Raw genomic sequence first — 18,975 nt, forward strand, 5'->3', positions numbered from 1 at the left:
GCATTACCATCGTTACGCCAAATTTCGCCACTTCGCCTGTCACAAAGCGATTTTACGAGAAATACGGGCATTTTAGGATACTTCCGCACCTTGCACCACAGGATGATGTTTGGCTAAATATGAAGCTACGCCACCTAAATGCGCCCTATAATTTGAGTAATGATGAAGTGTGTAACTTTTTGCGTGAAAGATTTGGCGTGGAGCTAATCGCTAAAAACGCCCACCACACGATAGAAAAGAGCAAAAGTTGCTATATTGTGACGCTACATTAGATGATTTTCGCAGAATCTCGCAAATTTCGCAGAATCTCGTGTAAAAAAGTTACAAAAATCGCATTAAATAATAAATTTTATTATTTGCATAAGTTTTTTTAAGGTTATTTTTATAAAATTCGCATTCACTCTTTTGCAAAAAAGAGCAAATTTTTTTAAACGGAGAAATCAAATGTTAGTTACAAAACAAGCACCAAACTTCACTGCCGAGGCGATTAAAGCTGATGGCACTTTCGAAAATAGCTTTGAGCTATACAGCAATTTAGGTAAAAACGGCGCGATTTTATTTTTCTGGCCCAAAGACTTCACATTCGTCTGCCCCAGCGAAATCATCGCATTTAACAACCGCGTGAAAGAGTTTGAATCGCGAGGATTTAACCTCATCGGCATTTCAATCGACTCAAAAGAAGTGCATTTCGCGTGGCGCAATACGCCCGTGAATGAAGGCGGTATCGGCGCGGTGGCGTTCCCTATGGTGAGCGATATCACAAAGTCGATTTCACGCGATTATGATGTGCTATTCAACGGCGCGGTGGCGTTGCGCGGGACTTTTATCATCGATAAAAATAAAGTCATTCGCCACGCGACAATCAATGACTTACCGCTCGGGCGCAATGTCGATGAGACTTTGAGAGTGGTGGATGCGATTTTGTTTGTCGAAGAGCACGGCGAAGTTTGCCCAGCGGGGTGGAACAAAGGCGATAAAGGTATGAAGCCAGATGCGGCAGGCGTGGCAAGCTACTTGGCAGAAAACGCTACGAAACTTTAATATTGCTTTAATCTTACTTTAATCTTACAATATTGCGCTGATTGCGGGATTTCCCGCGATTGGCGAGAATATGTGATTTACTTCGTCATTGCGAGCGAGTGAAACGAGCGTGGCAATCTATTTTGCAATCTAAAAAGTGGATTTGCAAGTGTGGGTCGGTGCTTCGCACAGACGCTTCGTTGTTTTCGCTTCGCTCAAACTGCCTCGCAATGACGAAAACACATTAGATTCTGCGAATTTCGTGCGAGATTCTGCGTTTTTCGTCAAATCGCAGAATCTAATGCAAAAAATCCAAATTTTCGCAGAATCTAAAAACATAATTTTCGCCGAATCTACTCTTTCATATTCACAAATTCATCGATTTCTACCCAATTTTGCGCATCAAAAATATTATCGCGCACCTTAAATGCCTTGCGAATATGCCATTTATCAATGCTGTGCTCTTGCAAACGCCACGAAATAGGCAGCGTGTGAAGTAACTCCCGATTTTGCGGATAATTTTGCAAGATATTTGGCGGCACATTTGGACATCCGCTTGGCAGATTCGCGCAAAAAATGCTCACAATATCGAAGTTTGCCATCAAACGCTTATCCACCTTCAACTCCCCACGCGCCCCAAAATCCTCGAATAAAAACAGCACATCAGGACGCCAATCATTCTTATCCAAAATTGGCAGATTTATGCCATCATTGCCCGCGTGGTCGCTCACAACCAAAATCTGCGTGTTATCATAAATCCCCGCATTTTTGAGATTTTTCACGAAATCGCGCAAATAATGCAGGGCACACGCTTCGGTGTCGTAATGCTGATAAAAATTAAGCATTCGATTAAAATTAGGATAATTCATTTTTACGCCGTGATTAAAGGCACCCCACGCGCTCCACTTGCCTCCAAACTCGCATTTGCCGTCCTTAAAGTGCATACCAAAAGGCAGGTGCGTCATCATCGAGTGGATAAATTTAAAAGTCGGTTTCGCAGAATCTACGCGCAGATTCTGCGAAAATGCGTAAAAATCGGCGGTGTGGCGGATATTTGCAAGGATTTTTGCCAGACACCAATCCGCCGAAAATATCCAATTGCCATCATTGTAAATGCTACCACGAAGCGGTTTTGGCGCAAACTTAAAAAGTCCAAAGGCGAAGAGTTGCCCGATGGTGTTGCGATTATTTATCGATTTGGCGCGGTAAATGCGCTCTTTTATGCCAAGATTTTCGCCCAAATAATCCACAAAAATCTCACTCGCAGAATCTATCGCAAAAATACCATTTTTCGCCAAATTGCCAATATCGCTCCCCGTGTAGGCATTTAGCGCGACTTGAAATCCGCCATTTGCAAAGGTTTGAGTTGTGTTAATAAATGCTTTTTCTATTTGCTCTGCGAGATTCTGCGCCCTTTTATTCATATTATAAACCGCGTAATGCTCCCCGCCGATGAGCGTTGCGACACTATGAATGGTTGAATCTGTCGTGCTAATCGCGTTTGGATAGAGCGTCCATCCATCTAACGCGCTTTTAAGGTGCGGAAACTGCGTGAAAATAAAAGGCGTATGCGAACCGCTAAACATATCAAGCACGATTACCACGATATTTTTGCCCGTTTTTGAGTATGAAAAAAGCGGAGATTCTGCGTAGGGTAGATTTGTGTTATTTACGATTTGGGGGGGGGCAGAATCCATATTGTCATTCTGAGTGAGCGAAGCGAGCGAAGAATCTCTACTTTTGAGATTTTTCGCTTCGCTCAAAATGACAGAAGAATCTATGCGTTTTTTAGCGATTTGCACCGCATTCACGCCACTTACAACAATCAGCGTAACAAAAATGATTTTCCACACAACAAGCAAATATTTTAGCGCAATCGCCACAAAAAGCACGCCCACGCAAAGCACCAAAACAAACTCCCTTGCGGCACTCACAAGCGCATTTTTATCATCAAAAGGCGTCCTTTGAAACACAAAGTGGTCCATCGCGCCATAATCGCCTGTGAAAATGAAACTATACGCAATGCCGATGAAAAGTGCCACACTTAACGCAAAGGCGGGGATTTTCTGCCACTTTTGCGGGATAAATGAAAGGGCATAAATCGCGCTAAAACTCGCCAATAAAAACGCCCCAAAGAGCGCGCCAAGTGTCGCTTTTGTCTGCGTGCTATCAAACTGCGTAATATCGCTATTATAAAGCGCGTAGGGGTTAAAAACGCAGATTAGAAGCGCAATGCAAAGGGTAGCGTAAATGGCGATTTGGGGGTAGATTTGGGTGGTTTGCGTGTTAGATTCTGCGAAATTTTGATTTTTTTTGGATTGCTTCGTTGCACTCGCTTCGCTTCGTGCGCCTCGCAATGACGAAGTGGTGGGGCGATTCGTAGAATCTATGGGCGATTTTATGCTAGATTCTACATTTTCTTTATCATATTGAGTTTTCGTAGAAAACAAAATATCTCTTAAAAATCTCACTTAAAATGCCTTGTAGTTTTTGCGAAAAATTATAGCAGATTCTGCGAATTGAAGTGCTGAAAGCGTGAAAGACTTTGGGGCAGATTCACCTAAAATGAGATTTGCCCCAAAAGATTATTTGTGATTATTTACCAAAGCGATATCGGTAACCTAAATTCACGGAGAATGGCTGATTTACGCCTTGTGCGCCGTGTAAGTTCCACCCGATGATTGGTAGTTTCAAAGTGGCGTCGATTCGGCTATTTTTACCGATGCCAAATGTCAAACCTGTCCTTGCGAAAAGTGGAGCGTTGCCTTGCTCGTATTTTCCGCCCCACCAATATGAATACCCCACGCCAAGTCCCGCAAATGCGCCCACCGCACCAGAGCTAACGAAGTTGATGATGATATCCGCATTACCCGTTAAGTCAAAGTGGCTATACGGGCTTGTAAGTCCGCCAGAATACACCGCCTCTAAAAACGCTCGTGCGCCGAAATAATTATTCACAAATCCCTCTGCACCGAAGTTTAGAGAGACATTCCACGCGTCAAAATCAAAGCGTTGCTGATAGTCGCCATTGTAAATATTATACTGCGTAGAGTTGTGTCCTGCCTCTGTATTCATCGCATAACCGCCATCAAAACCTACAAACATACCCGCATTAGCGATTGCAGCGCAGGCAACTGCTGAAATTAGAACCTTTTTCATTGTAATTCCTTTCAATTAAAATATAGAGAAAATCTCTGCGTGTGTAAATCGGCGATATGAAATTTTTGTAAATTTAATTTTTGTTTAATAAAATCGCAGATTAGATTGCCACGATTTTGCTACGCAAAATCTCGCAATGACAGCGTGGATAGAGCGGGGCAGATTCTGCGATTTAGCGTGTCATATCTAACTTTTCATCATAATCTTTCGTGCTAATTTCAAGCAAATTTAAAATCGTGTGAAATACAAAATCCTGCGAATACGCGCCATCTTTTCGCGCATTTAAAGTCTCAAAGTGCGGATTTTGCGGATTTTGAAACCACAAATATGAAGGCACTTGCTTTTGCGTATTTGGCGCAAGTGCGTAGGGCAGTCCGCCGTGCATATATTGCGTGTATTCGCCCAAACTCTCCCCGTGGTCGCTCACATACCACAGCGCAGAATCTGGGATAGATTTCAGCATTTCAATGATTTGTGCCACTACAAAATCCGTGTAGATTAGCGAGTTGTCATAGGCATTTTTTAGGTGCTCTGTGTCGCATTTGCGGACTTCATCGCTTTTGCAAACGGGCAAAAATTTCTCAAAGTCCTTTGGATAGCGCAAATCATACCTTGCCCCGTGACTGCCTAAAAGTTGAATGATGATGAAGGTATTATTTGAATCGCGTGGATTTGTAGAATCTGCGTTAGATTCTGCGTTTTGTGCGATTTTTATGCGATTCCCCCCCCCCGTTTGAGTTGTAATGATATTTTGAATTGTAGGCAGCATATCGCCATCTAACTGCCCTTTTTGGTTAAAATAAATCACATTGCTTTTTGCGATTCTATCGCATACACCGCCGATACACCCGCCCCCATTATTGCTAATCCAAAAGACTTCATACCCCGCCTTTTGCGCGACATCTAGCAAAGAGTCGCTGTAATGCGAGAGATTGCGAATATACTCGCCCTGCCGATATTTCGTCAGCATACAAGGCACAGAAATCGCCGTAATCACGCCACAGGACGCAAAATCGCTAAAATATATCAAATTGCTAATCGCCTTTGTGTGCGGATTTGTATCTCTCTCATATCCGCCGTGTGCGAAGTTTTGCGCCCTTGCGGACTCGCCTATGACAAGCACGAAAAGTTTATTTTTCGCGGTGGTGGTGGCGTCCTCGCCTAATTTCGTGTAGGTGGTGGGCGTTGTCGCGGTTTCGATGATGAAATCTGCCACAGAGCGGATTGGCGCAAAGGGGTTTGCCACCCGCATCAAACTATTATTTCTAAACGCAATAATGATATTTTGCCCCTGTGTGAGATAAAGTGCGGAGATGGTGACGCTTAAAAATGCGATGATAGCGCACTTTTGCAAGATGGCGGATTTTAGATTTAGCGACTTTACGCGGATAAAATACAGCACCACAAGCGGGACGCACACAAAAAGCACCAAATGCAAGGCAAATCCAAGCGTTACAAAGTCGCCAATCTCGCGCTTATCGCTATTTAGCAACGCGGCGATAATATCAGCATTCATCTCCAAATGAAGCAAATCGATGAAATATCCCGCAACGCCGGCGATGATAAATAGCAATGCGATGAAAATTTTAGCGTAGATTCGTGCGCACAAAATCTCTGCCATAAGCAACAGCAAAAGAAAAATTGCACTTGTGGTGGTGTATTTTACAAGCGTAGATTCTGCGCTTTTATCGATAAATTCGCCTAATCTCAACCAAACTTCATCATTATAAAAGCACACTAACGCAAAAATGCTAAACGCCAAAAGCGCGTGATAGTTGAGCGCAACGCCTTTGAGTTTCAAAAATTTGAGTTTCAAAAATATGAGTTTCAAAAATCGCACGAAAAAACCTTTTTAAAAAATCACGCAAAATTTATGTGAAAGCAAATCACGCCAAATTTATTCAAAGTAAGTTCGTCCAAACGCTTTGCACATCGTCATCATCTTCGATTTTGTCGATGAGTTTTTCGATTTCGGTGAGTTGCGATTCGTTTAATTCAATAGGCGAAGTGGGGATTTGGCGAATGCCAGAACTTGCGATTTCTAAATGCAAGTCTTTTATACCACTTGCCAAATTGCCAAACTCTTTAAAATCCGCATAAAGCAAAGCCGATTCGCCCTCTACTTCGAGCTTTTCTAACCCAAAGTCGATGAGATTTAGCTCCACCTCATCGATGTCGCAACCGCCGATTTTTACCTCAAAAACCGCCTTTTTGCTAAACATAAATTCTAGCGAACCATTGGGGATAATCTGCGCGTTAAATTTGTTGCAGTAGCTTTTGAGATTGGCAATCGTGCGCGTGGTGTTGTCGCTCGCACAATCAATTATCATCATCACGCCAAATTGCGCCTTTGCCTCATAAGATATTTCGTGCAAATCCGCGTCATTGCCGCTTGCGCGTTTGATTGCCGCCTCGATATTGTCCTTTGGCATATTTTGCGCTTTGGCATTTAAAATCGCGGCGCGAAGTTTGGCGTTTAGCTCAGGGTCTGCCCCGCTTTTTGCTGCAACGGTGATTGCCTTTGCAAGTTTGGGAAAAAGTTTTGACATTTTGTCCCAGCGTTTTTCTTTACTAGCGCGTCTATATTCAAATGCTCGTCCCATTTTTACCTCTTTTGCGTAGAATCTAAAATTTGAAATTATAGCATTTTTGGCGATTTTATGTGAATCTTATTTGCAAAGGACGGAATTATGAAAAGGATTTTGCTTATACTTGGGATTTTTAGCGCGTTTTGCTTTGCTGCAAGCGAGACGAAAACTACGATTGGATATTCTTGGACGAGACTTGATAAGGCGAGCTACCACGCCATAGAGCTTGGCACTTCGGTGGTGGCGATTACCAAAAAGGGCACGGTTCGCCCCTACACAGGGGCGGAAATCTCCGTGCCATTATTTTTCGATGACAAAGGGAGCAATCAAGCGCAAGGCGTGGAGTATGAAAAGGGCAAGGGATTTGGCACGGGGCTTCAAGTGCCGCTTGTTTTTGGACTAAAAATCGGCGGATTTTACATTCAAGCGATGGCAGGATATAATCTAAATTGGTTTAGCGAAGCACTCAAAAATGCCCCGCGTGGCGCACAAATCAGCACGATTAAAAAGACAAAAACCAAAACAATTTCGCACGGATACATTTATGGCGGGGGCATTGGATTTGATTTTAATATGAATTTGACGATAGGACTGCGCTACATTCGCGGTGCAATGCAAAATGAAGTCGAAAATCCAACTGAAGGTATGTTCCCAAAATACAAAACAAACTACGAAAAAATCTACGCTTTGATTGGGTATAAGTTTTAAATGCTTACAATAAAAATCGATGAAAAAGTTGCTGGTGCAGAGTTTGAAAGCATTTTTGATGTGTGTAAAAAATATAATCTTTACAAAATCGCGCTTATTTGTTTGGATGTTTGCGTAGATTCTGCGAATTTAGATTCTGCGAATTTGGGGGGGGGCAGAATAAGAATGCAGAACCTACGCTAGATTCTGCGAAGCAAACAAAAATCACAGATTCTGCGTTAATCTCCCTTAAATCCGCCATTTTAGCAAAGCGCACCACACTTCACATTCCGGCAAATAATCCCAAAATCCATCATTTAAATTCTGCGAAAATTGGCGTTTGGGGTGGAATTTTTAAAAATGGCAAAATTATTAGCAACAGCATAAATTCTAGCAATATCGCCACGCACACACAAAAGCAGTTTGATTATGTTGAAAATCTAAATATTTTTCACATTCGCTCTTTGCGCCACCTAAAAGACTTTGCCAAAAAGATATTTTTTACGCACATAAACGCAGAATCTAGGCGAAATAGGCAGATTCTGCGGGATGAAAATATCCCAAAAGTCATATTTTTTTGCACATATTTTAGCAATATGTATCATTTTATTTTTGAGGGTTATGCGAGATTATTGCTGATTTTAGACTTTTTGCAGAATCCAAATGCAGTCATCATCGCTCCGCCAAAATATCGTGGGTTTCAAAAATATCATCGCTGGTTTATTGATGAAATTTTGGAGTTTATCCCAAAGGACAAAATTTTGTATTTGGATTATCAAAATTACAGCGTGAAAAATATCTATTTTTGCTCCAATCCGCAACTTTCATCACACATAAATACCGCCATCCAAAGTCTGCAAAAGCGATTTTATGAGGCAGATTCTGCGGGATTTGAGCGAGTTTATATCAGTCGCAAAAAGTCGCCACGAAGATTTTTGATTAACGATGATGAAATCGCAGAGATTTTGCAAACGCAGTTTGGATTTAAGCGCGTTTTTATGGAGGATTATAATTTAAAGCAAAAAATAAATTTGATGATGCGCGCAAAAATACTCATCGCAGTCGAAGGCACAAGTGCGATAAATGGACTTTTTATGACCGCGCCAAATGCGAAATTGATAACTTTGCGAAGTTATGATATGACTGAACACATTTTGGCAATCGCAGGGGGATTTAAACACATTTCATTTTTGCCAATCATCTGCGAATACGCCGATAAATCAAACGCAAAAGATGATTTGTGGGTGGAGGGCAATTTATATTTGCCAAAGGAATATTTATTGCAAAAACTCAAAGATTATGAAGTAGATTCTGCGAATTAAGATATTTTTGCTAAAATTCGCACTTTTAAATTTCATAAAAAAGGAAACACAAATGAATAATATCAACAAAAATTCACAAGATTCTGCGAAAATCGCAGAATCTAACGCCAAAATCACAGAATCTGTCTGCTGCCCCCCCCTTCTTAGCATTTTAATCCCCACTTACAATCGCCTCTCGCAACTCAAACGCGCAATTGATTCCATCCTCTCACAAAATTATAACAACGAATTTGATGGCAAAATCGAAGTCATAGTGCAGGATAATGCTTCAACTGACGGCACATTTGCATATTTGCAAACGCTAAAAAATCCGCTTCTAAAAATCTATCAAAATCCGCAGAATCTCCACATTTACGGCAATATGGTCGCTCCGCTAAAAAATGCAAATGGCAAATTTGTGATGTATTTAACCGATGATGATTATTTATTACCGCACTCTTTGCGTAAGATTGTGGCACTTTTAGAAAACACGAAATATGATTATATTCGCCTAAATTTAATCACATTTTTTGAAAAAAGCATTTCCGCATCTATTCATCGAAGTATTCCAAAAATGCTAGATTCTGCGAATGCCACTCTGCCACAACTCGCCTCAATGCTAACCTCAGCGCATATCTTAACAGGCAATATTTATCGCAAAGAGCGCGTTAGTTTAGAGATGATAGAGGAAGCGAGGGATGATGAAATACAGCGATGGTTTGCCTATGTGGTGTTAAGCACGGCGATGGTGGAAAATATGGCATTTATCCCGGAGGTTTTGATAATGCATACTTGGGAAAATGAACTCTTTTGGGATGGCGAGGAATGCAATGGCGATTACAACAAATACAGCGTGGTAACGGATGGTTTATACAAAGTATTCGCAGAATCTGCTTTAAGCGATGATTTGAAACGCGCCATTTTTATTTTAGAAGACCCAAATATCAAACTTTACCCCTACACCACAAAATATCTCACAAAAAGCGATATTTTCAAAGCAAATATGCGAAGAAGTATCATAAAAAATGGCGTAAAATTTAAAAAAATGGTAAAAAATATCGTTTTTAGATTATAATTGCGTTTTTATTTTTAAATAAGGATTTGCGTGAGAATTTTACTAAGCGGGGCGAGCGGATTTTTAGGAGGCAATCTGGCAAAAAGTCTATGCGATGATTTTGAGATTATCGCACTTGTTAGAAGCACCTCAAATCTTACGCAAATCAAAGCACTTCCCATTAAAATCTACAATGTTGATGAAATCGCATTAGAAAATATTTTCCGCACTCATAAAATCGATATTGTAATCCACACCGCCACTTGCTACGGGCGGAAAAATGAAGCATTAAGTCATTTGGTGGATACAAATCTTATTTTTAGTTTGCGACTTTTGGAGTGCGCGGTAAAATTTGGCGTGAAAATCTTTATAAACACCGATACTTTGCAAATTGATAATTTAAGCAATTACACCATTAGTAAAAAGACTTTGAGGGATTATTTACCGCAATTTAGCGACGATTTGCAACTTATAAATTGCAGAATCGAGCATATTTATGGTATCGATAATGATGAAAGCAAATTTACCACATATCTTTTAAATGCGTTTTATGCGAATGCTCCGCACATTCCGCTCACGCACGGAGCGCAAAAACGCGATTTTATTTACATCGATGATGTGATTAGCGCGTATAAAGTCATTTTAGATTCTGCGATAAAACATCCGCAAAATATTTTGCAAAGTTATGATATTGGAAGCGGGGAGTTTATTAGCGTTAGGGAGTTTGTGGAGGTGCTATTTTGCGAGTTTCAAAAATATAAAAATATTTCTACAAAACTTCACTTTGGAGCGATAAAATATCGTAATTTAGGGGAGATTAGCGAAAATATAACGCCACTCAAAAATTTGGGATTTAAGGCAAAATACAATTATAAATCCGGCATTGCAATGCTTGTAAAAGAGTATTTTGCAAATATTGCTAAAAATCCAAATTGGGGGGGGGCAGAAAGGGATAAATTAGATTCTGCGATTTTAATCGCAGAATCTGGCGTAATTTTCGCAGAATCTCACAAAAACGCAGAATCTAAAAAATATTTTTCCTCAAATAGAGTTCAAAAACAATCGAAGGGGTTGCGGTATTGCTTTGGATTATTTTCGCGTGAAACAAGTGAGATAGGACTGATTCGTCCATTGAGCGCAGTTTTATGCGAAAATAATTCAAATGATTACCCAAGACCAAATTGTCAAAACGCAGAATCCAGCGAAATTCGACACAAAACAACGCACAGCAGGAGAGTTGCGTGAAAAAGGCGATTCTCCTCACCGGCGCCACCGGTTTCATCGGCAAACAAGTCTTAAAATATCTCTTATCGCAAAATCACCACATTATCGCCCCCACGCGCAATCCAAGCAAACTAAAATCCTTTCAAAATCACCGCAATTTAGAGATTATCAAACACAACATTTACACGCAAGATTTGAATGTAAAATGCGATATTTTGGTGCATTTAGCGTGGAGCGGGATGGATAATGTGCGTGATTTTAGTCACATAGAAACAAATTTTATGCGCTCTTTGGCATTTTTGAAAAATGCTTTAAAATGCGGTGTGAGGCAAATTGCGGTCGCTGGAAGTTGCTTTGAATACGGCACACATTGGGGCAAGGTTAGCGAGCATTTTATCCCAAATCCGCAGACGAGTTATGGTATCGCAAAAGTTTTTTTGCAAAAGGCACTTTGCGAACTGCAAAAAACTTATGATTTTCGCTTAAAATGGTTGCGAATTTTTTATCTTTATGGCGAGGGGCAAAATCCACATTCACTCATCCCGCAACTTCAAAGTGCCATAAACGCGGGGCAAATGAGTTTTGATATGAGTGGCGGGGAGCAAATGCGCGATTATTTGGATATACAAATCGCGGCAAAATACATCGCAAATATCGCGCTAAATGACGCATTTGATGGCGTTTGCAATATTTGTAGCGGAGCGCCAATTAGCATTAGAAATTTATTAGAGCGATATTTACGCGACACAAATCAAAAAATCCACCTAAACTTTGGATTTTATCCATATCCAAATTACGAACCACTCGCATATTTTGGCGATGATAAGTTATTAAACGAACTATTGCAAAATCCAAATTGGGGGGGGGGCAGAAAGGGATGAATTAGATTCTGCGATTTTTGTGCTTTTCGCAGAATCTCGCAAGAAAAACGCAGAATCTATCGCAGAATCTGGCAAATTTTTCGCAGAATCTAATAAAAACGCAGAATCTATCGCAATTTTTATGTTACAAAATTTAGATTCTGCGAACTTTAAGAAATTCGCAGAATCTGGCGTAAAAATCGCAGAATCTACAATCGAAGTATTGGTTGTTTCGCTTCGCTCACAAATTCTGCGAATTGCGGTATTGCTTTGCACGAAGTTTTTTCCGTTGCGAGGAAATAGAACTAATGGTTTATGGTTGCTTCGCTTTGCTCGCAAATCCTACGGATTGACGAAGCAATGGGAAAAACTTCGTGTGAATAGAATACCCAAAGACAAATTGCAGGTGGCGTGATGGAAATTATCGCTACTTCTTTTCACAACCTTTTCATCCTAAAACCATCCATTTTTAGCGATTTGCGAGGCGAGTTTATCAAACCATTTAGCGTTGAAATTTTTAGTGAGAATAATTTGGAATGCGACTTTGTGGAGGCATTTTACTCCACCTCCAAAAAAGGCGTTTTGCGCGGTATGCACTTTCAGCTCCCGCCAAAAGAGCACACAAAACTAGTCTTTGTATCAAGCGGGAAAATCCTTGATGTGGTGGTGGATTTGCGCGCAGAATCTGCGAGTTTTGGGCGAGTTTTTAGCGTGATTTTAGATGGCACAAATGCACTTTATATCCCCAAAGGTTTCGCGCACGGATTTTTGAGTTTGGCAGATGATAGCAAAGTGCATTATATGCAAACTACTTGCTATGACAAAACTTGCGATAGCGGGATTTTATTTAGTAGTATAAATTTTGATTGGGAATGCGAGGCAAAAAAATATAATATCGATGATTTTATCATCTCGCCACGCGATAGAAGTTTTGAAAGTGCAGAATCTTTTTACAAAAAGGGCATTTTTTGAAAACGATTTTATTAACGGGCGGAAGCGGATTTGTGGGGACAAATCTCATTTTAGATTTGCATAAAAAGTTTAAAATCATCGCACTTGTAAGAAAAAATAGCGATATTTCAACCATCCAAAGCAAATGCCAGATTCTGCGATATGGTGGCGATTTTGAGGAGATAAATCATATTTTTAAAACGCATAAAATCGATGGCGTCATCCATCTAGCGACAAAGTGGATTTCATCCCACACGCCACGCGATATAAAAGACATAATTGAGACAAATATTTTATTTGGGACGCAACTTTTGGAGGCGATTAAAGCACATAATGTCGCATTTTTTATTAACGCAACGACATTTGGCGCATACTGCAACTCAAACTATTATCGCCCAGCAACGCTTTATGCAGCGAGCAAAAAGGCATTTGAGGATATTATGAAATATTACGCACTTGTGGTAAAAAAGACTATTTTTTGCAATCTTTTGATTTTTAACACATTTGGTGCGCACGATAAAACCACGCGACTTTTTAATCTACTTGATAATCTCGCGCTAAAAGGCGGGGCGCTTGATATGAGCGATGGGAGGCAGATTGTGGATTATACGCATATTAAAAATATCGTATTTGGATTTGAGTGCTTAATTGATTTGATTTATAAAAATCCGCGATTTTGTAAAAATAAACTTTTCACCTTGCAAAGTGGCAATCGCCAAACTCTGCGTGAATTGGTGGAAATGTATGAAAGATTGCTAGGCAAAAAACTGCAAATAAATTGGGGCAAAAGGGCAAAGAGAGAATTAGAGATTACAAAACCATTTAGTGGCGGGACTAAATTGCCAAATTGGGATGAGATAATTTCGCTAAAAAATGGACTAAAAGAGTTGATTTCTGCTAATTTCGCAGAATCTGGGATAGATTCTGCGATTTGCGCTAAAAATCCAAATTGGGGGGGGGCAGAAAGGGATGAATTAGATTCTGCAATTTTTATCGCAGAATCTAATATGAAATTCGCAGAATCTCGTAAATTTTTCGCAGAATCTCGCCAAAACGCAGAATCCAGCGAAATTCGACACAAAACAACGCACAGCAGGAGAGTTGCGTGAAAAAGGCGATTCTTCTCACCGGCGCCACCGGTTTCATCGGCACAAACATCATCGCCAAACTCAATAAAAAATACGACTTCATCGCCATCGTGCGGGAAAACTCAAACACAGCGCAGATAGAAAATCAATGTGAGATTTATCGCTATAAAAATATTGATGATTTTATCGCGTTTTGCAAGGGGGCAAAAAGTCGCATTTGCGGGGTTTTGCACCTTGCGACTTTGTATGTAAAAAGTCATAATTCTAGCGAGATAAAAAGCATTATTGATGCAAATGTGACCTTTGGCGCGGAGATTATCGAGGGATTGGCGAGGGTTGATTTTGGTGGATTTTTTGTGAGTGTGGGGACATTTTGGCAGTTTTATAAAAACTATCCAAATAATCCGCTAAATCTCTATGCTGCGAGTAAAAGCGCGTTTGAGCGCATTGTGGATTTTTATGCAAACACGACTGAAATGACCTTTACATCGCTATTTTTAAATGATACTTATGGTCCAAATGACACACGCCAAAAGATTTTCAATCTTTGGATAAATGCTGGCGATGAAGTGCTGGAAATGAGCGGTGGCGCGCAAAAAATCGACTTAATTTTTATTGATGATGTGATAAGTGCCTTTGAGATTATTATAAATTTAGCGACTTCAAAAAATCACACACTTTTAAAAAATAAAAAATTCACCTTGCATTGCAAAGAGCGGAAAACTTTGCGAGAGTTATCAGAGATTTTCCAAAAAGTTAGCGGTAAAACGCTAAAAATCGCTTGGGGTGCGAAAGAATATATGAAAAGAGAAAACTTTATCCCATTTGAGTTTGGCGATGAACTGCCATCGTGGGAGGAAAAAACGACCTTTGAAATGGGAATAAAAAAACTTTTAGATTCTGCAAAAAAGGATGAAAAATGAAAATATTACTAACGGGCGGAAGCGGATTTGTAGGGCGAAACTTTATCAAAACTTATAGCGCAAAATACCAAATACACGCCATCGTGCGGGAAAATAGCGACATAAAAGATATAGAAAATCACTGCGAAATTTTTCGCTATGATGGGAAAATTGCAAATCTTAAAAATTACTTAAATAAGATTTTTGCTAACGGGGGGGGGGGGGAATTTAGATTCTGCGAATAATGTGGATTTAGATTCTGCGATTTTTGATAAAAAATCTCACAAATTCGCAGAATCTTTGCCATTTGCGAATAATTTTGGCATTCTCCACCTTGCGACAAAGTATCTCTCATCGCACAAACCAAGCGATATTAGCGACTTAATTAGCGCAAATATCACATTTGGAAGCGAGATTTTGGAGGGCACTCTGCCCTTTTGCCCGAAGTTTTTTATAAATATTTTGACATTTTCGCAGTTTGCAAATAGCGCAAATTACAATCCATTGGCGTTTTATGATGGCACAAAAGAGGCGTTTTATAATATCACAAAACTTTATAGCGAGGCATTTAAAAAAACAAAATTTCTAAATCTTTTGCTTTATAATACTTACGGAAGTGGCGATGTGCGCGGGAAATTTCTCAATCTTTGGGATAAAATCTCGCGCGACAATCAAACGCTAGAAATGAGTGCTGGGGAGCAAAAAATCGACATAAGTCATATTGATGATATTATGCGTGGATTGGATTTAGCGATTTGTGATTATGAGATGATGGATTCTGCGAAAATTTACACGCTGGAAAATCGCCCACGAAAGAGTTTAAGAGAGATTGCAAAGATTTTTGAAAGCGCAACGGGACGGAGATTAAACATCGCGTGGGGAAGCAAAGCGTATCGCAAAAATGAGATTTTTGACCCGATTTCTAGCGTAGATTCTGCAAAATTTATAAAACTGCCACATTTTAGCGCAAAAATCTCGCTTGAAGATGGTATCAAAAGAGTGTTTTGCTAGATTCTGCGATTCGATATAATTTCGCAGAATCTAAAATCTGTGCAAGATTCTGCGTTTCGCGTGAAAATTCGCAGAATTTCGCAGAATCTACTCTAACGCACGCAGTCGCTCTACTAGCGGTGGGTGGCTCATATAGAAAAAGACAAATGCCTTGTGCGAGTAGGGAAACGCCTTGTTTTCGCTCACTAGCTTTGTCAAGGCATTGTATAAATCCGCCTTATTTGTGAGATTCGCGCCAAATTCATCTGCCTTATACTCCGCCTTGCGCGAAAAAAAGTTGATGATTGGCATAAAATAAAATGAAATTAGATTCGCAATCAAAATGAGAATGCAAAGCACAAGCGCACCATTTTTGCCCGAATCAAAGCTCTCAAAAAGCCACTGCGGGAGATTCCCAGCGATAAAAAATAGCGCAAAAAGCACAAATGCCATAATCGCGATATTTTTTAGTAAATCCTTATGCTTGAAATGCCCTAGCTCGTGCCCCAAAATCGCCAAAAGTTCGTCAGTAGAGACTTTTGAGAGTAGCGTGTCAAATAGCACTACGCGCTTTGCCTTGCCAAACCCGCCAAAATAGGCGTTTAGCCGTCCATCCCTTTTGCTTGCGTCCATCACAAAAATGCCGTTCGCTTTGAATCCCACGCGCTGCATTATCGCTTCTATGCGGGATTTTAGGGCTTCGTCATTTAGTGGCGTGAATTTGTTGAAAATGGGCGCAATGATTAGCGGATAGATGATATTTGCGCCCACTGCGATAAAAAGCATTAGCACAAAGCCCCAAATCCACCAAAGCGCGATATTTTCGATTAGCCACACTAGCGCAAATGCGATGACAAAGCCCAAAATTAGCGTCATCACAAAACCTTTGATAAAATCCACCGCAAACAGCCCCGCACTTATTTTGCTAAAACCAAAGGCTTTGTCGATGACTAGGCTTTTGTAGGCGTCAAGTGGGAGCGAAAAAATGCTATTTATTGCCAAAAAAATCACCACAAAAATCGCCCCAAATAGCGCACTATCAGTAAGATTTGCCACGCCGATTAGATTTTGCAATAAATTTAGTCCAAAATTCGCCCAAAAAATAAAAATAACACCACTCCAAATCGCCTCAAAAATACTAAAAATTTGCGTAGTTAGCGCGTAATTTCTAGCGATTTCAAAGTCGCTTTCACTTAAAATCACAACCTTATTTTGCGCCTTTATATGCGCTATTTGAAGCATTGCGACAATACAAATCGGTAGCACATAAAAGCAAATAAAAATCACACTTAAAAATATCATATTTTTGTCCTTTATAGTTGTAGTTTTTTAATGTCGCGTTTTCGCACGGCGATGATAAATCCAATCGCTACAAATAGCGTGATGATGGACAAAATCTGCCCCGCGCTTAATCCGTAAAAATAGCCCATTTGCGCATCCGCCTCTCTAAAAAACTCGCAAATAAATCTTGCGATTGAATAAAATAGCATATAAAAGCCGATGAGTTCGCCTTGAAAACGCAATTTTTTGCGAATCAAAAATAGCACCACAAACACGCAAAATCCCTCCAAAAACGCCTCATAAAGCTGACTAGGATGCACAAGTTTGTCGCCTACCAAAATGCCGATTGGGAGATTTGTCTCTCTGCCGACTAATTCGTGGTTTAAAAAGTTGCCGATTCGCCCCAAAATATAGCCCAAAGGCAACGCAATCGCCGCTGAATCCATAAGCATAAGAAATGATTTTTTGTTGCGCCACGCACACAAAAATGTGCCGATGATAAAGCCCACAACCGCGCCGTGATAGCTCATACCGCTAATGCCGACAAATTTGCCGTCTTTAAAGGGATTGAAAATCTCCCACGGGTGCGCTAGATAGAAACTCGTATGCGAATCATAAATCAAAATATAGCCGATTCGCGCCCCCAAAATGATGCCAATTTCTGCGTAAATGAAAAAGGATTCAAGCAATTTTGGCGAAATGGGATATTTGTCCTTTTTGATAAAGAACTGCACGGCGATTAGCCCGATGATTAGCGCACCCGCGTAAGCTAAACCATACCAATAGATATTCACGCCACCAATGCTAAATGCGACTCTATCGAAGTTTTGGTAGATAAGATTCCAGCTATTCACTCCACATATTCCTTAATCTTTATGTCAAAAAACTTATTAAAATCAATATTTTGCAAAAACTCATAAAGCCGTGAATTAGCCACGATTATGTTGATTTTCACACCGCCATTTTCTTTCAAATTTAAGATAAATCCTAGCAAGTATGAATCCACCACCACGCTATTTATAAAATACAGCGTGAGCGCGGAGTCGGCGATTTCCTCTTTGATTTGCGCCTTTATTTCGATATATTCATCATAATCGCGCAGTTTGCCATCGATTATGACTTCTTTGCCGCCTCTAACTAGCCTTGTAAAAACTTCCAAAAGTTCCCTCCCTCCGCGCAAAATGCGTAATCAAAAATGCGGATTTTGTAAGAATGTAGCATAAGTCGCTTAAAAGATTCGCCACCATAGACGCTATCGCCTAAAATCGGGTGCTTTATGCTCTGCAAATGGACGCGAATCTGGTGCGTTCGCCCCGTTTTTATGGCGACTTTTAGTAGCGTTTTTTTGCCATAAATTTGAAGCGGAGTGATTTCGCTAATCGCGCTTTTGCCGTTTTTGAAGCTAATCTCACTTTTTGCATAGTGATTTTTTGCCGTGTATATGGGCTTATCAATGATTTGTGGCTCTGCGACAATCCCGCTTACAAGTGCCAAATATTCTTTATAAACGGCGCGATTTTTAAACTCCGCTAGGGCTTTGGCGTAAAATTCGCTATCCTTTTTTGCAAGTAAAAGGGCGCCACTTGTGGGCTTATCCAATCGATGAAGCAAAGCAAAATCACCAAATTTTTTCTCCAAAATCGCGCAATCCACCGCATTTGGCTTATTTATCGCCAAAATATGCTCATCCCTAAAAATCACTTCACATTTATCGACTTCTAAGATTTTTAGCGGAGTTTTGGGGCTTATCACATCACTAGCGCGAATCTTTTTGCCCGAGCTTTCAACAAGTCCGCTATCTAGCAAACTTTTTGCCTCTCTATTTGATAAATTTTTTTGCATTGCCAAAATCTTATAAGCTTTATCCACT

At 40.3% G+C, this 18,975-nt stretch carries 23 protein-coding genes; 14 read left to right on the forward strand and 9 right to left on the reverse strand.

The features are described 5' to 3' along the window. Together ACWIUE_RS03705 and ACWIUE_RS03710 are read left to right on the forward strand one after the other, a co-directional pair. Window positions 1-272 (forward strand): hypothetical protein (locus ACWIUE_RS03705; RefSeq protein ID WP_454134994.1); only part of this gene is annotated, 272 nt, incomplete at its 5' end. A gap of 172 nt (window positions 273-444) precedes the next feature. Further along, window positions 445-1,041, forward strand: coding sequence for a redoxin domain-containing protein (locus ACWIUE_RS03710; protein WP_454134996.1), 597 nt, complete (start codon window positions 445-447; stop codon window positions 1,039-1,041). 129 nt (window positions 1,042-1,170) lie between these two features. Here the strand turns inward: ACWIUE_RS03710 and ACWIUE_RS03715 are convergent, their stop codons facing one another. The 5 genes from ACWIUE_RS03715 to ACWIUE_RS03735 form a co-directional block, all read right to left on the reverse strand. Then, the gene (locus ACWIUE_RS03715; RefSeq protein WP_454134998.1) at window positions 1,171-1,359 is read right to left on the reverse strand and encodes a hypothetical protein; all 189 of its coding nucleotides are present in this window, start codon (window positions 1,357-1,359) and stop codon (window positions 1,171-1,173) included. 14 nt (window positions 1,360-1,373) lie between these two features. Next, the gene (locus ACWIUE_RS03720; RefSeq protein WP_454135000.1) at window positions 1,374-3,491 is read right to left on the reverse strand and encodes a sulfatase-like hydrolase/transferase; all 2,118 of its coding nucleotides are present in this window, start codon (window positions 3,489-3,491) and stop codon (window positions 1,374-1,376) included. A 124-nt stretch (window positions 3,492-3,615) separates the two neighbouring features. Further along, window positions 3,616-4,179, reverse strand: coding sequence for a hypothetical protein (locus ACWIUE_RS03725; RefSeq protein ID WP_454135002.1), 564 nt, complete (start codon window positions 4,177-4,179; stop codon window positions 3,616-3,618). A 172-nt stretch (window positions 4,180-4,351) separates the two neighbouring features. Beyond that, the gene (locus ACWIUE_RS03730; RefSeq protein ID WP_454135004.1) at window positions 4,352-6,019 is read right to left on the reverse strand and encodes a phosphoethanolamine transferase; all 1,668 of its coding nucleotides are present in this window, start codon (window positions 6,017-6,019) and stop codon (window positions 4,352-4,354) included. 61 nt (window positions 6,020-6,080) lie between these two features. Continuing rightward, window positions 6,081-6,782 carry a YebC/PmpR family DNA-binding transcriptional regulator gene (locus ACWIUE_RS03735; RefSeq protein WP_454135006.1) on the reverse strand — a complete coding sequence of 234 codons (702 nt, stop codon included), beginning with the start codon at window positions 6,780-6,782 and terminating at the stop codon, window positions 6,081-6,083. A gap of 87 nt (window positions 6,783-6,869) precedes the next feature. On the opposite strand from ACWIUE_RS03735, the gene ACWIUE_RS03740 reads away from it, so the two are divergent. Genes ACWIUE_RS03740 through ACWIUE_RS03795 form a run of 12 tightly spaced genes read left to right on the forward strand, consistent with a single transcriptional unit; the run spans window position 6,870 to window position 15,845 of the window. Continuing rightward, complete coding sequence (locus tag ACWIUE_RS03740; RefSeq protein ID WP_454135007.1) at window positions 6,870-7,475, forward strand: hypothetical protein; 606 nt, start codon at window positions 6,870-6,872, stop codon at window positions 7,473-7,475. Beyond that, the gene (locus tag ACWIUE_RS03745; RefSeq protein WP_454135009.1) at window positions 7,476-7,658 is read left to right on the forward strand and encodes a hypothetical protein; all 183 of its coding nucleotides are present in this window, start codon (window positions 7,476-7,478) and stop codon (window positions 7,656-7,658) included. It begins immediately after the preceding gene. Next, complete coding sequence (locus ACWIUE_RS03750; RefSeq protein WP_454135011.1) at window positions 7,574-8,776, forward strand: glycosyltransferase family 61 protein; 1,203 nt, start codon at window positions 7,574-7,576, stop codon at window positions 8,774-8,776. The genes ACWIUE_RS03745 and ACWIUE_RS03750 overlap by 85 nt, the downstream gene beginning before the upstream one ends. 52 nt (window positions 8,777-8,828) lie before the next feature. Beyond that, entirely contained in the window at window positions 8,829-9,830 is a 1,002-nt protein-coding gene (locus tag ACWIUE_RS03755) for a glycosyltransferase family 2 protein (RefSeq protein WP_454135012.1), read from the forward strand. Between the two features lie 30 nt (window positions 9,831-9,860). Then, on the forward strand, window positions 9,861-11,054 hold the full coding sequence (locus tag ACWIUE_RS03760) for an NAD-dependent epimerase/dehydratase family protein (protein ID WP_454135014.1): 1,194 nt from the start codon (window positions 9,861-9,863) through the stop codon (window positions 11,052-11,054). Continuing rightward, window positions 11,051-11,914, forward strand: coding sequence for an NAD-dependent epimerase/dehydratase family protein (locus ACWIUE_RS03765; protein ID WP_454135016.1), 864 nt, complete (start codon window positions 11,051-11,053; stop codon window positions 11,912-11,914). Before ACWIUE_RS03760 ends, ACWIUE_RS03765 begins: the two co-directional genes overlap by 4 nt. A 19-nt stretch (window positions 11,915-11,933) precedes the next feature. Next, the gene (locus tag ACWIUE_RS03770; RefSeq protein WP_454135018.1) at window positions 11,934-12,308 is read left to right on the forward strand and encodes a hypothetical protein; all 375 of its coding nucleotides are present in this window, start codon (window positions 11,934-11,936) and stop codon (window positions 12,306-12,308) included. Further along, window positions 12,308-12,865, forward strand: a complete 558-nt coding sequence (locus ACWIUE_RS03775; protein ID WP_454135380.1) for a dTDP-4-dehydrorhamnose 3,5-epimerase family protein — start codon at window positions 12,308-12,310, stop codon at window positions 12,863-12,865. The genes ACWIUE_RS03770 and ACWIUE_RS03775 overlap by 1 nt, the downstream gene beginning before the upstream one ends. Then, window positions 12,862-13,953 carry an NAD-dependent epimerase/dehydratase family protein gene (locus ACWIUE_RS03780; RefSeq protein WP_454135020.1) on the forward strand — a complete coding sequence of 364 codons (1,092 nt, stop codon included), beginning with the start codon at window positions 12,862-12,864 and terminating at the stop codon, window positions 13,951-13,953. The genes ACWIUE_RS03775 and ACWIUE_RS03780 overlap by 4 nt, the downstream gene beginning before the upstream one ends. Then, window positions 13,950-14,855, forward strand: coding sequence for an NAD-dependent epimerase/dehydratase family protein (locus ACWIUE_RS03785; protein ID WP_454135022.1), 906 nt, complete (start codon window positions 13,950-13,952; stop codon window positions 14,853-14,855). Before ACWIUE_RS03780 ends, ACWIUE_RS03785 begins: the two co-directional genes overlap by 4 nt. After that, the gene (locus tag ACWIUE_RS03790) at window positions 14,852-15,079 is read left to right on the forward strand and encodes a hypothetical protein (RefSeq protein ID WP_454135023.1); all 228 of its coding nucleotides are present in this window, start codon (window positions 14,852-14,854) and stop codon (window positions 15,077-15,079) included. The genes ACWIUE_RS03785 and ACWIUE_RS03790 overlap by 4 nt, the downstream gene beginning before the upstream one ends. After that, window positions 15,039-15,845: an NAD-dependent epimerase/dehydratase family protein gene (locus ACWIUE_RS03795; protein ID WP_454135025.1), complete on the forward strand. Its 807-nt coding sequence runs from the start codon at window positions 15,039-15,041 to the stop codon at window positions 15,843-15,845. The genes ACWIUE_RS03790 and ACWIUE_RS03795 overlap by 41 nt, the downstream gene beginning before the upstream one ends. A gap of 87 nt (window positions 15,846-15,932) precedes the next feature. On the opposite strand, the gene ACWIUE_RS03800 is transcribed toward ACWIUE_RS03795, so the two are convergent. From ACWIUE_RS03800 to ACWIUE_RS03815, 4 genes are read right to left on the reverse strand one after another with little or no spacing between them, the layout of a single operon-like run. Further along, a complete protein-coding gene (locus tag ACWIUE_RS03800; protein ID WP_454135027.1) occupies window positions 15,933-17,126 on the reverse strand; it encodes a M48 family metallopeptidase in 1,194 nt (397 codons plus the stop codon). A gap of 11 nt (window positions 17,127-17,137) precedes the next feature. Continuing rightward, window positions 17,138-17,959 (reverse strand): prolipoprotein diacylglyceryl transferase, encoded by an 822-nt coding sequence (gene lgt, locus ACWIUE_RS03805; protein WP_454135029.1) that lies wholly within the window; start codon window positions 17,957-17,959, stop codon window positions 17,138-17,140. Next, window positions 17,956-18,264, reverse strand: coding sequence for a hypothetical protein (locus tag ACWIUE_RS03810; protein WP_454135031.1), 309 nt, complete (start codon window positions 18,262-18,264; stop codon window positions 17,956-17,958). The genes lgt and ACWIUE_RS03810 overlap by 4 nt, the downstream gene beginning before the upstream one ends. After that, complete coding sequence (locus tag ACWIUE_RS03815; RefSeq protein WP_454135032.1) at window positions 18,243-18,974, reverse strand: RluA family pseudouridine synthase; 732 nt, start codon at window positions 18,972-18,974, stop codon at window positions 18,243-18,245. The genes ACWIUE_RS03810 and ACWIUE_RS03815 overlap by 22 nt, the downstream gene beginning before the upstream one ends. Window position 18,975: the final 1 nt, after the last annotated feature.

This window comes from Helicobacter sp. 23-1045, assembly GCF_053654655.1.